Annotated in this window: 12 protein-coding genes; all 12 read left to right on the forward strand. The window is 28.8% G+C overall.

The features are described from left to right. The first annotated feature begins 2 nt into the window (after positions 1–2). A complete protein-coding gene (locus tag FA727_RS06030; RefSeq protein WP_136829925.1) occupies positions 3–422 on the forward strand; it encodes a hypothetical protein in 420 nt (139 codons plus the stop codon). After that, entirely contained in the window at positions 412–2,274 is a 1,863-nt protein-coding gene (locus FA727_RS06035; RefSeq protein ID WP_136829927.1) for a GMC oxidoreductase, read from the forward strand. Before FA727_RS06030 ends, FA727_RS06035 begins: the two co-directional genes overlap by 11 nt. Beyond that, entirely contained in the window at positions 2,271–3,296 is a 1,026-nt protein-coding gene (locus FA727_RS06040; protein WP_136829929.1) for a ferritin-like domain-containing protein, read from the forward strand. The genes FA727_RS06035 and FA727_RS06040 overlap by 4 nt, the downstream gene beginning before the upstream one ends. Beyond that, on the forward strand, positions 3,293–4,120 hold the full coding sequence (locus FA727_RS06045; protein WP_136829931.1) for a hypothetical protein: 828 nt from the start codon (positions 3,293–3,295) through the stop codon (positions 4,118–4,120). Before FA727_RS06040 ends, FA727_RS06045 begins: the two co-directional genes overlap by 4 nt. Before the next feature lie 33 nt (positions 4,121–4,153). Continuing rightward, positions 4,154–5,176: an oxidoreductase gene (locus tag FA727_RS06050; protein ID WP_438646608.1), complete on the forward strand. Its 1,023-nt coding sequence runs from the start codon at positions 4,154–4,156 to the stop codon at positions 5,174–5,176. A 29-nt stretch (positions 5,177–5,205) separates the two neighbouring features. Beyond that, positions 5,206–6,162 carry an aminoglycoside phosphotransferase family protein gene (locus FA727_RS06055; RefSeq protein ID WP_136829932.1) on the forward strand — a complete coding sequence of 319 codons (957 nt, stop codon included), beginning with the start codon at positions 5,206–5,208 and terminating at the stop codon, positions 6,160–6,162. Beyond that, positions 6,138–6,368: an acyl carrier protein gene (locus FA727_RS06060; protein ID WP_136829933.1), complete on the forward strand. Its 231-nt coding sequence runs from the start codon at positions 6,138–6,140 to the stop codon at positions 6,366–6,368. The genes FA727_RS06055 and FA727_RS06060 overlap by 25 nt, the downstream gene beginning before the upstream one ends. Beyond that, positions 6,349–7,866 (forward strand): alpha/beta hydrolase family protein, encoded by a 1,518-nt coding sequence (locus tag FA727_RS06065; protein WP_158318798.1) that lies wholly within the window; start codon positions 6,349–6,351, stop codon positions 7,864–7,866. The genes FA727_RS06060 and FA727_RS06065 overlap by 20 nt, the downstream gene beginning before the upstream one ends. Continuing rightward, the gene (locus FA727_RS06070) at positions 7,863–9,167 is read left to right on the forward strand and encodes a glycosyltransferase family 2 protein (protein WP_136829936.1); all 1,305 of its coding nucleotides are present in this window, start codon (positions 7,863–7,865) and stop codon (positions 9,165–9,167) included. The genes FA727_RS06065 and FA727_RS06070 overlap by 4 nt, the downstream gene beginning before the upstream one ends. A gap of 93 nt (positions 9,168–9,260) precedes the next feature. Next, on the forward strand, positions 9,261–10,142 hold the full coding sequence (locus tag FA727_RS06075; protein ID WP_136829938.1) for a glycosyltransferase family 2 protein: 882 nt from the start codon (positions 9,261–9,263) through the stop codon (positions 10,140–10,142). A gap of 40 nt (positions 10,143–10,182) precedes the next feature. Beyond that, positions 10,183–10,809 carry a dTMP kinase gene (locus FA727_RS06080; protein ID WP_158318799.1) on the forward strand — a complete coding sequence of 209 codons (627 nt, stop codon included), beginning with the start codon at positions 10,183–10,185 and terminating at the stop codon, positions 10,807–10,809. A gap of 24 nt (positions 10,810–10,833) precedes the next feature. Next, a complete protein-coding gene (locus FA727_RS06085; protein ID WP_136829941.1) occupies positions 10,834–12,540 on the forward strand; it encodes an ABC transporter ATP-binding protein in 1,707 nt (568 codons plus the stop codon). Position 12,541: the final 1 nt, after the last annotated feature.

Below are 12,541 nucleotides of genomic sequence, written 5' to 3' on the forward strand. Positions count from 1 at the left end.
AAATGAGTAGAGTAAATACTTACGACCTATTTTTGAAATTATCTGAGACAATCACTGGTTTTACAAGAGTTGACCTTTTAAGTACGGGGTTAGATGTTCACTATTATGAGTTCATTAATGCGAAAGAACCCAAAACATTAAAAGAATTACTAAAAAAATATTATTTTGTTCCCTGTTCTGATTTCTCGCTAGATAAATCATACTTTTCTGAAGAATTAAATTTTCTGATAAAGCAAATTATACTACTTTGGTATACAGGACGTTGGTATATAAATTCAGTTAATTACTATTACTTATCTTCAGAGTCATACAAACAAGGTCTGATATGGAAAGCTATTAATGCGCATCCTTTCGGTGCCAACCCAACTGGATATGGCTCTTGGGGGAAATCTATTTACCTGGAGGATATAAATGATAAATGAATGTATTGATGTTTCAGAAAAGGAATTTGATGTGGTAATAGTGGGCGGAGGTATTGCTGGATCATTAATAGCAAAACAATTGGGTATATATGGGAAGAAGGTATTGATTCTTGAGGCAGGAGAGAGTAAACATATGAAATATCTGGATTATCAAAGAAATCTAGATTTATACTATTCTGCAAGTGTCAAATCACCAAATTCTCCGTTTTCAAGTAACTCACATGCTCCTCAACCAGATGAGTTAGATGTTATCAGCAAAATTCCTTATATGAACAGTAAAGGATATTTTATACAAATGGGACCAACCCCATATAGAAGTGATTATACTCGTCATCTTGGAGGAGCAACTTTACATTGGTTAGGAACATGCTTAAGAATGATACCTGATGATTTTAAGACAAAGACAAAGTTTGGAGTTGGATTAGACTGGCCATTAACTTATGAAGAGTTAAGACCTTATTACGAACAAGCAGAATATGAAATCGGTATTTCTGGTGAAGTAAATGATCAAAGAGAACTTGGACAGTTATTAAATATTAAAGAAGAGTGGTTTGGAAAAGAATATGTCTTCCCAATGCACAAGATTCCCGAGTCAAATATAGATAAATACTTATCTAAACAATTAGAAGGAAAAAGTATCACTTTTCAAGGTCATCAATATTCATTGAAAGTTACTAGTACACCTCAGGCAAGAAACGGTATACCTAATATGAAATATCGCTATAGAGGTGAACCATACAAACCTGTAGGTGCTGTTGGAAATGATTTTCAAGGAAAAAGATGCGTTGGTTATTCAAGTTGCGTTCCCATTTGTCCTATCCAAGCAAAATATAGTGCTTTAAAAACATTAGACTCCGCACTTAAAAGTGGAAATGTAACAATTGTTAGTAAAGCTGTAGTAACAGAAATAAAAGTTGATGGATTTGGAAAAGTAGAAAAGGTTGTATATAAGGCATATACGAGTAATAATCCAAATGATTTTTCGTTATACACAGCAGTTGGAAAAATTTTTGTCTTGGCTGCAAATCCCGTGGAAAATTCCAAGTTGATGCTTAAATCATTAATTAAAAATGATTTGATAGGTAAATATTTAATGGACCATCCATTTTTATTGACTTGGGGATTATCACCTCAATTATTAGGGATTTTTAAAGGACCTGGATCTACTTCAGGGATAGAGTCTTTAAGAAACGGGAAGTTTCGTGAACATAGAAGTGCATTTAGAATTGAAATTGGTAATTTAGGGTGGCTATGGTCTAACGGTGCACCATATTCAATAATTAATAGTTTAGTTTTTGAAAAAAATAATTCTGGAAAAAAATTAAGAGAAAGCACGTATGATATGAATCAACGTCAAATTCAACTTGGATTTATGCTAGAGCAACCTGCAGAAGCAACTAATAGAATTACCATTGACAGAAGAGAAAAAGATAGTTTTGGAAACTTAAGGCCAATAATTAATTATAAATTATCTGAATATACAATTAAAGGAATGGAAGCTGCAAAACAAACTGCTAGTACCTTATATAGCTATTTAGGAGCGAAAGAATGCACCTCGTATACTGATGACGATCCAGGATTTATACAATATAACAATAACTCTTATGCTTTTAGTGGTGCAGGACATTTTATGGGTGGACATGTAATGGGGACATCAATTCATAATTCAGTTGTAGATAAGTATCAAAAAGTTTGGGGATATAAAAATTTATTTGCTGTTGGTTGTGGAAGTTTACCAACGACAGGAACAGCAAACCCAACTTTAACTTTAGCTGCTTTAGCTTTAATGTCTGCAAAATGGATTAATAACAGCTTAGAAAAGGAAAAAATTACTATAGGAGTAGATAAATGAGTAAAATAGTTAGCTTACCTCCCAAAATTCAAAGTATTGATGAACTTAAGAATTACTTAAACTTAGCTTTAGAAATAGAATTATCGACTATACCACCTTATTTGGTATCAATGTACACATTAGAACCTGATACAAATAAAGAATCTTTAGAAATAATCCGTACTGTCGTAGTAGAAGAAATGTTACATATGTTATTAGTTGCTAATATAATAAACGCAATTGGTGGAACACCTGTATTAAATAATAAAGAAAATATACCAAAGTATCCTTACGAGGTTCCAATAAAGACTAAAAAAAATGAATTGTTAAAAATAAATCTTCAAAGTTTCTCAAGGGAAGCTATAGAAACCTTTTTAGAAATTGAAAAAAACACACCATTAGATGAAATAAGAGAGAGTGTACCACGTGATGAGCCGTTTAACTCCATAGCTGAATTTTATTCTACTATATTAGACGCTCTCATTTATTTTAATAATCATATTGGAGAAGGTAATTTTTTCTGTGGGGATCCCACAAAACAAATTCATCCAGAATATTATTATAACAGTGGTGGTACATCCATTATAGTAACGGACTTGGAATCAGCGATAAATGCAATAAATCTAATAATAGATCAAGGTCATAGAGAAGATGAAAGTAGTTTCTGCCATGAAGGGCCGTCTCACTATCAACGTTTTTTCGAAATTCTAAATACTAATTCAGAGGATAGCAAATCTTTTTTTGGAGATAGAATAACAGTAAAGTGGGACAAAGTGTATAAAATATATACAAATCCCAAACATATTAACTATAAAAATCATGAAGAATTAGAAAAAAAATCAAAGGAATTTAATATACTTTACTCTAATTTATTGGACCTAATACATATTGCTATTAATGGGAAGCCTGAAGTATTTAACGAATGTAACATAATAATGTTCTCATTGAGGAACAAGGCAACTGAATTAATGAAAATTCCTTTGGAAGATAACTTTCGGGCCGCACCTACTTTTGAATATATTGAGGAGTCAAACAGAAAATGAAAATAGATTATATAGAAAGTAATAAAAAATTACTTCCAAATATTGAATCACCCTCTAAACACTTTTATTATTCTGGGTTAAATTATATTGAGGTTGGTTATTTAGTAAGTAAGGATCAATTAGGACATTACTTTGATAATACTAACCTAATTCCATATTTATTTAATGGAAAAGCATGTATTACAATTAATTATCAACAATATTTTTCGAATTTTCAAAACGGACATGGGGAAACACAAGAAATTGAAATTGGAGTTTATTGTATACCAAGATTATATAAGGAGAAAGTACCAACATTAGATCTTAAAGATTTTCTAATGGGCGAAGATCAAACCAAATTGATAGGTATATATAGAATATTTGTTCCATGTGATGACGAACTAGCAATAGATGCAGGAATAAATAAATTTGGGGAACCAAAATTTTTAGCAAATTTCAAAAGTTCTATGCCTTCGTATAATGATTTACTAGTTCGTGATTGGAAAATTTCTTGTAATGAATTTGAAGACCATAGAACCATGATATTTTCACTTGAAATTAATCTAGAAGGATTACCTCGTACGATTAGTAATATTTCTCCAATAACATATTATGGTTATAGAGATGGTGAATTAATAGGGAGTAGATGGAATATTCATCAACCGCTTGATACCTTTTTTATCCCGGAAAATTGCGAAAACAAAGTTAATTTGATGTTTGGATCAACAACAAACAATATGGGTATTGAAATTAAAAAAATACTAAACGGAATTGAACCCTTTTATATAAGAGAACATATAAATAAACCGGTTGCAATTCAAAGCAGGCCATTTTTTGTAGTTTAGAAAATTAGTTAATTGTAGAAATAAATTAAATAGTTGGAAGTGATTATCATAGATACTTTGTTCTCTGGATTTTCTATCAACGATTTATTTTTAAAAAATAGAATAGTAATGTCACCAATGTGTCAATATTCTGCAAGAGAAGGAATGCCAAATGAATGGCATAAGGTTCATTATGCAAGTCGTGCAATTGGTGGAGCAGGGTTAATTACTATAGAAATGACAGCGGTTAGTCCTGAGGGGAGAAGTACAGATAAAGATTTAGGGTTATGGTCGGATAAACATATCCCTAAATTTGAAGAAATTATTAGTCTATGCAAAAAAAATGGCGCTAAAGTTTCTGTTCAAATTTCTCACGCAGGTAGAAAGGCACAAAATATAAATATACCAATTTCACCCTCAGCAATAAAATTTGAAGGTGAAATGTATAATCAACCAAGAGAACTAGAAATTGATGATATCAAGAAAATAATTGATAGCTATACTCAAACTGCAAAAAGGGCTGTGTTAGCGGGAGCTGATTGTATTGAAATCCATGGTGCACATGGTTATTTAATTCATCAATTTCACTCAAGGTTAACGAATAAGAGGAATGACAAATACGGTGTAATACCATGGAAATTTGGAACAGAAGTTATTCAAAGTGTAAAAAATGTAATTCCAAAATCAATGCCATTAATAATGCGGATTTCTGCTATTGAATATGCAGTTGGGGGATACGATATTGAGTATGTCCTAAAAATTTGTGAGCATTATAGGAATGCAGGTATAAGCATATTCAGTATAAGCTCAGGTGGAGAGGGTCCATTTCCTACAGATTATCCAGGACATCATGTGCCTTTTTCAAGAGTAATAAAAGGCAATTTAAGAGTACCAACGATTGTTGCTGGGGTAATAAATAGTCCCGATTTAGCTGATTCAATTATAAGAAATAATGATGCTGATCTTATCGCTATTGGTAGAGGGATGCTACGTAATCCTTATTGGGCGCTAGATGCAGCTGAAATCTTAAATCAACATATTGAGGTTCCTGATCAATACAAGAGAGCATTTAATTAAGAATTTTTTGAAAAGAAAGGAAGTGAGTCATGGATATTAATACAATACAATCTTTGATAAGTGAAAATTATCGAATTGAAATCAAAGATATTACAGTAATAAATAGACTTCTTTTTAGACAAAGTTTTTTACTTAACACTAGTAATGGTCAATACGTTCTTAAGTATTATCCTCGTAACTTTAGTATTGATCAGATAAAGTTAATAAATGAATTTTCAAAATGTTTAATAAAAAGGGGGATGAATACTTTAAGTATTATTTCATTAAATAATGGCAATTTACATATTTCAATACCGAATGGTGTATATGTTTTATATGATTATTTACCTGGAGTAAAGTCAGATATATCGGATATTAGTGATATTTCAGTAATATTAAGGGGGTTTCATGATATTTCTAGTCTGATTAAGGAAGAAGAAATAAATGCCACTAAAGAAACTCTTAAAATTGACTGGGCTATTTCTGAATTAGATAAATATCTTAAATACACAGAAGATGATGATTTTATTACTAAAATATCAAATTATAAATATGAAATTATCAATTCTTTAAATTCATATAAATTAATTGATAATATTATTGTTCATGGTGATTTTACTCTAAACAATGTAATCAAAGAGGATAAAATTTTTAAGATTATTGATCTTGACACAATTCGCCTTGGAAACAGATTGGACGATTTAGCATGTTTATCTTTATCTCTATGTTATTCAGGAAATAACAAAATAAAGTTTAATAGGAACTATGGTCAAATAGCATATTTATTACAGAGCTATTTTGGAGATCAATTAATAAATCAAGAACTGGTAAATGATATTGTTGAAGCTATGAAACTTCATTGTTCTTATGAACTAATTAAACATGCTGAGAATTTTCATGTATTAAAGCGTTATACTGGAATGTTAAATTATCTAAACATGTTACTTGATGTTATTACGGAGAATGAGATGGAGGAAAATATATGGAAACAATTGTTGGAGAAATAATTGAAGAACTATTAAAAACTAATGTTGATCTAGATGAAGATCTTTTCAGTATAGGTATGGATTCGTTGTTAGTGTTGCATTTAATTGTAACATTGGAAGAAAAGTTTAATATTGATATTCCTGACGAAGAATTGAATGTAGATTCATTAAAAACAGTAAAATCTATCTGTAATCTGGTAAGTAAGCATGAATATTCAAATTCATAATGAGATACCAATATCTTTTAATTATGGAGATCTAATATTGCGAGGAATGTTTCATTCCAATTTAGATTTTCATAGTGATTCTCTTTTTATCCTAGTTCCAGGATTACTAGGAGATAGATGCGATTCAAGGTCTATGTTAACTAAAATAGCTAGAGGTCTTTCTAAAAAAAATACACACGTATTACGATTTGATTTTCCTGGTGCAGGAATAAGTGATGGATTTTATGAAACAAACACTTTTGAAATATTTTCAGATGTATTGAACTTTATAATTGATGAAGTTAAAGGGAACTTTACATTTATAAAAAAAGTAATTTTAATTGGATTTAGTGAAGGTCTAAAAGTATGTATTGATGTTGCAAAGAGTAGAAATGATGTGAAAGGTATAGGATCATGCAATGGTTTAATAGTAGAAGAGGATACGAAATTCTCTATTGAAAGACCACGCCTGAAAAATGGAACTATAGCATATAATAGTTATTACGGCACTTGGGTAAATTTTCAGATAATAATGAAATACAAGGATTATTTGATAGATCATATGCTTTTACCAGATAGTATTGATTATTTCGGCATTTATTCGGAATCCGATTTACTTTCACAAAATAGTTGCCAATATTTTAAAGATAATAAATTTGAACTTAAAATTATCAAGGAAGCAGATCATTTATTTACAACAGATGAATGGTTAAATGAAGTTGTAGTTGATATCACTGATTGGGGGCAAAGATTCATAAGTAATAATGAGAAGATGGATACTTTTTACATACAAACAGTTCATGGAAAAGTACTAGTAAATATTAATTGTACTTCAAAGAAAAAAAGCATGCTAGTGTTTGTTCATGGGTTTGGCCAAAATAAAACTGGTCCTGGATATTTATTCAACCAAATAGCACAAAAAATTCGTGAAGATTTCAATTACTGTATGTTTGATTTTTCAGGAAGTGGTGATAGTGAGGGTGAATTTAAGCACGTAGATTTGAGAATATTAGTTGATAATTTAAATTCGGTAATAATGTTTTTAATGGAAAAATACCAAATTAATTACTTTTTTTTATTAGGAAGTGGATTGGGAAATCAACTAATTACTTTATTAGATAATAAATTTAATGTTTTCCCATGTTTTATTTTTCCAGAACAAATAAATTTCAGAGATGAAGTATTTACAAAAAGTAACAATGGATTGATTGATACAAGTGACTTATTTGAGAAATATCCTGAAGTTGAGAAAGAATTCTATAAATTAGGTAATACACACAATAGGACAAAAGGATTATTAGTTAAATCAAACTTTTTAATAGATATATCAAATATTAAATTGTGGGAAAAACTAAATAAAATGGAAAAAGGAATTGTAATAACTAACAATGATAACATATCAGATGAATTAATATTAATTAAATCAAACGATAAAACAGGACTTTTATTAGATGCAAATGAAAGGGACCGTGTTGTTGAAATATTAATTAATCATTTTAAGGAGATTTCTCTAAAATGAAAGTATTATTTTTTGTATTATCTTTAATTATTTTTGTTCATGGACTCCTAATTGTTGCTTCATTACTTTATTTTAAGGACCAAAAATTGAAATATCTATATAAATCATCCCCTGTATCTAAAAAAAATAAAGAAATAGAATTCTATATTCTTTTATCAGTCTTTAATGAATCCAAAATTATTGAAAGTACATACAAACATTTTAAGGAGATAGTAAATGTAAAAAACAATATTCGGTGTGTTTTTATAACAACTGAAAAAGAGAAGTTAGTAACTGGAAGAAACGAAACAAAAGAAATACTAGAACAATTAATTAGGAATGATAATAAGTTTAGTTTAATTAATTACCCATATCATAAGGGGAATAAACCTTCTCAACTTAATTATGCGTTGGATCAATTAGAAAAGGATGTAATTAACAAAAACGAAAGAGATATTTATATTTGCCAATATGATGCTGATTCCAGGCCATTAAAAGAGACTTTTGAAGAGTTAGAAGAAATAATTAATATAACAAATTGTAATGTGATACAACAACCTACCAAATTTGACGAAAATTATAATGGTTTAAATTTGTATTTAAAACTAGAAGCTTGTTTTCAAACTAGATGGGCTTATGGTTTTGAACGTAGAAATCAAATGCTTTCTGTTAATAAGTACATTAATAAAATTTTTGTACCATTCGCATATACTGTTGGACATGGAATGGTTGTAAAAAGTGATTTTTTATATAATGTGGGGAAATATCCATCTCCAAATGAGGATGTACCATTTGGTCAGAAGATGATACTAATAGGTGAACCCATTTACCCAACAGTTACTTATGATCGTGGAACAATCGTTGAAACTTTTAAAGACTTATTTTATCAATCAGGAAATTGGATCAAAGCTCCATTGGTATCTATCAAAATGTATAAAGAGATTAGACATTATAAGAAAATGTCAATTTATAGAAGTGTGATGTTTTTTACTAAAATAGCTTTTGATTTATTGAGTTGGGTTCAATATATAATATATCTTTTCTTATGTGTTGTAGTTTCAATTTCTGAGGGTTCAATAAATTATTTAATATTTGGTTTTTTTATTCTATGGATAGAATCATCATATAGTGTTTTCTACACTCATAAATATATCTTAAAAGAGAATAGTTTAAAAGAGCGTCTGCTGTTAATGATAATTTGTCCTATTAGAGGTTTAGTAAGAGGTTTAAGTTTGTTTTCTTTCCTTAAGCAAAGTCTCACGGGTTGGTATTATGATTCTGGAAGAGAAATAACCAATACAGGTATAAAGAAAATTAAATAACAGTAGCCATTTCGTTAAACTAAGATTCGAAATAATTCGTTATCTTCTATGCCAGAGTTAAATTAAATTGTAGTAGCGTTAGGAGAACTATATATGATTAGTATAATAATTCCTGTCTATAACCAAAGTAAGAGTTTAGATTATGTTTTAGAAGCATTTCAATTACAACATTATAATGAATCATTTGAGATTGTTCTAATTGATGATGGATCAACTGATGAATTAACAACAATTATAGATAAATATATAAATGATTCTAAATTTAATCTGAAGATAATACGAAATAAGGTCAATATGGGTAGAGCTTATAGTAGAAATGTCGGAATTAAATATTCTAATGGTGAAATATTAATTTTTAATGACTCAGATCGTATTCCAAGTAAAAATTTTCTTAAAAATCATATCAATTTCTTAAAAAACCACCCTGGTTCTATATGTATTGGAGAGGTTAAAGAATTATATTATTCTATTGATAATTTAAATGAAATATGGAATGCTGTTTTATCAGATGGAAGGATGGCAAGAAAAGCAACATATTATAGAGTTATTGAAAATCTTTTTAATAATTTAGGTGATACAGATAGCAAGATATCTTGGTTAGCTACATTGACTGGTAATATGGCAGTAAGAAGAGAAGATTTGTGTGAAACTTTTGATGAGTTCTTTATAGAGTGGGGATTTGAACATTTTGAACTTGGTTATAGGTTAATCCAACAAAAAAAGTCAATAAGACTTAATAGATCTGCAACAAATTATCATATAGCTCATGCTAGAAATAAAGATTATTATAATGAAAATTTATATAAAAGTCATAGCAAATTTGTTGAAAAACATAATGCAAAAGAAATATTGATGTTAATTGATTTTATTCAGGGGAAACTTTCACTGCAAGATTATGAAATGCAAATTGATGGTAAAAAAAAATGGTTATTAGAAAAGAACAAACCTATATTTAACACAATATTAAATTATTAAAATATTTGATAAATGGTTAAATATGAAAGGAGGAGTAGATTTGTTTATTGCTTTTAGTGGTATAGATGGTGCTGGGAAAACCACTATTATTAATGCTATCGAACGGTGGCTAAGATCAGAGGGCTATAATGTCAATTCTATGAAATCAGTAAAAGGTGACTCAATTTATTGTAATAATTTTGAAAAAATTATTTCTAATTATAAGAAAACATACTCTGAAAACTTTCCAGGTAAATACGGTAGTATAATACTGGCATTTAAATTATTTCAAGAATCGGAAGAGATAAAATCATTTTCAAGAGATAATAATATTATTTTAATGGATAGATGGAAACTTTGTCATGATGCATATTCCTCTGCATACTTATTAAATAGTAAAGCTCTTAAAAGTATTTTAGATAATTGCATTGAACCAGATATTACTTTTTTGATTGATGTTAATTTATCAGTTGCTTTGGAAAGAATTTCTCAAAGAGACGTAATTAAAAAACAAGAAACTTATCCAGTTTTATATAGGGCAAAAAAGAGGTATCTACAAGCAGCAAAAGAAAAAAATAATATTTTCTTAATTGGAAATTCAGATGGTGAGCTTAACGAAGCGATCGAGAAGATTAAAATAATAATAATTAAATACTTGGGGAATCATAACCTTGTAAAGTCTGTTTGAAAGGTTTATTTAGGGAGTAAAAATATGAATAATACAAAAACAAAAAGACTTTATTATTACATAAAAGAATATTATTTAAGAAAAGAATTATTAAATATGGTGCTAATTATTTTGTTTACAATAATTTTAGCAGTTATAGTTCCTTTAATTCCCTTTATTACTGGAAAATTAGTTGATAATATCATCGCTAAAAACTCTGGCTTTCTATTAATATTAGTTAATTTGTGCACCTTACAATATTCCAGTTTTCTGTTAGAGAGGGTTATTCAAGCAATTGAATCAATAAGTATGGTAAGAGTAAGTAACAGAATTAGAAAAGATTTTTATAATAAGATTATTTTAGGAGATTATTTAAAAATAAAATCATATTCTGATGCAGAATTGTTGGAAAGAGGCGTGGGAGATATTGAGGAAATTCAAAGAATAACTTTTTCGGTAATTCCGAAATTTTTACAACAATTTATAAGTGGAATCATTGCATTTGTATTGATATATAATATATATCCACTATTCTCTATTTTAAGTACATTTATTTACTTACTTGCGCTCATTCCAGTCAGAAAATTCGGAAATCATCAGAAGTCTGTATCTCTAGAAAGAAGAAATGTTGATGTTAAAATTAAGGACATTTTTTTAGATAGTTTGCGAGTAATAAGTTTAATTAAATCATATGGTAAAGAAGAGTCGCATTATCAAACTTTTAAAAATAAAAATAATATGTGGAGTAGTATAAGCACAAAATACTATCTTGCTAATAATTTTTATAGGACGTTTGTTCGGATAATTGATGCCCTAGCTCCTGCTATAATCTTAATCTTTGGTGGTTATCAAGTATTTATAGGAAATCTAACAATAGGAATGATTGTTACCGCAATTGGTTTAATACCTACAATAAGCCTGCCAATTAGCACCATGGTTAATACGTATTTAGAATTAAAATCATTTTCTTTTAAAATAAAGAAAATTATTGAAACACTAGAATTTCCAGATGAAATAAATAGGGAATGTAGTTTTAAAAAAATAAAAGGTATAAGTGGAAATATCGTATTTAAGAATATTAGTTTCACAGTGAATAATATGCAAATATTAAAAAATGTTTCATTTAATATTAGAGAAGCGGAGCATGTGGCGATTGTTGGAAAAAGTGGAAGTGGAAAGAGTACTATTTTAAAGCTACTAACTGGATTAATTTCTCCAACGGAAGGTGAAATATATTTTGGTGATGTCAACATTCAAAATATAGACCTAGATATATTACGAGAAAATGTGGTTTATGTTCAACATGGAATCTACATAGAAGCAAATACAATTAGACAAAACTTAGTCCAAAATAAAAATATAAATGATGAACTAATATTTGAAATATCAAACGCAACTGGTTTTCATAATGATATTAATAAATTTGAAAATTATTTAGATTCAAAGCTAGAAAGTAACGGTGGTAATCTATCAGGAGGGCAATTAAAAAAGTTAGGTATTACTAGAGGTTTATTGTCAAAGGGAGATATCTTTTTTTTAGATGAAATAACAACAGGTCTAGATGAGAAAAGTAGAGATAAAGTATTCAGTGCCATAAGAAGATATCTTAAAGGGAAAACGTGCATTTTTATTACCCATGATATTGAATTAGCCAAACAATTGGATCGGATAATTGAAATTGAAAATGGATCAATAACTTATTCAAAGGAAACAAAATATGTTTCTAATAGAGAGTTAATGAATGGAGTCTAAC

Origin of the sequence: Robertmurraya kyonggiensis, assembly GCF_005116465.1 — a bacterium.
Lineage (GTDB): Bacteria > Bacillota > Bacilli > Bacillales > Cytobacillaceae > Robertmurraya > Robertmurraya kyonggiensis.

What these genes read in the sequence shown, in the direction of transcription:
- FA727_RS06075 (WP_136829938.1), top strand. Translation starts at nt 9,261, where the DNA reads ATGATTAGTATAATAATTCCTGTCTATAACCAAAGTAAGAGTTTAGAT.
- FA727_RS06045 (WP_136829931.1), top strand. Translation starts at nt 3,293, where the DNA reads ATGAAAATAGATTATATAGAAAGTAATAAAAAATTACTTCCAAATATT.
- FA727_RS06065 (WP_158318798.1), top strand. Translation starts at nt 6,349, where the DNA reads ATGAATATTCAAATTCATAATGAGATACCAATATCTTTTAATTATGGA.
- FA727_RS06030 (WP_136829925.1), top strand. Translation starts at nt 3, where the DNA reads ATGAGTAGAGTAAATACTTACGACCTATTTTTGAAATTATCTGAGACA.
- FA727_RS06040 (WP_136829929.1), top strand. Translation starts at nt 2,271, where the DNA reads ATGAGTAAAATAGTTAGCTTACCTCCCAAAATTCAAAGTATTGATGAA.
- FA727_RS06085 (WP_136829941.1), top strand. Translation starts at nt 10,834, where the DNA reads ATGAATAATACAAAAACAAAAAGACTTTATTATTACATAAAAGAATAT.
- FA727_RS06055 (WP_136829932.1), top strand. Translation starts at nt 5,206, where the DNA reads ATGGATATTAATACAATACAATCTTTGATAAGTGAAAATTATCGAATT.
- FA727_RS06035 (WP_136829927.1), top strand. Translation starts at nt 412, where the DNA reads ATGATAAATGAATGTATTGATGTTTCAGAAAAGGAATTTGATGTGGTA.
- FA727_RS06070 (WP_136829936.1), top strand. Translation starts at nt 7,863, where the DNA reads ATGAAAGTATTATTTTTTGTATTATCTTTAATTATTTTTGTTCATGGA.
- FA727_RS06060 (WP_136829933.1), top strand. Translation starts at nt 6,138, where the DNA reads ATGGAAACAATTGTTGGAGAAATAATTGAAGAACTATTAAAAACTAAT.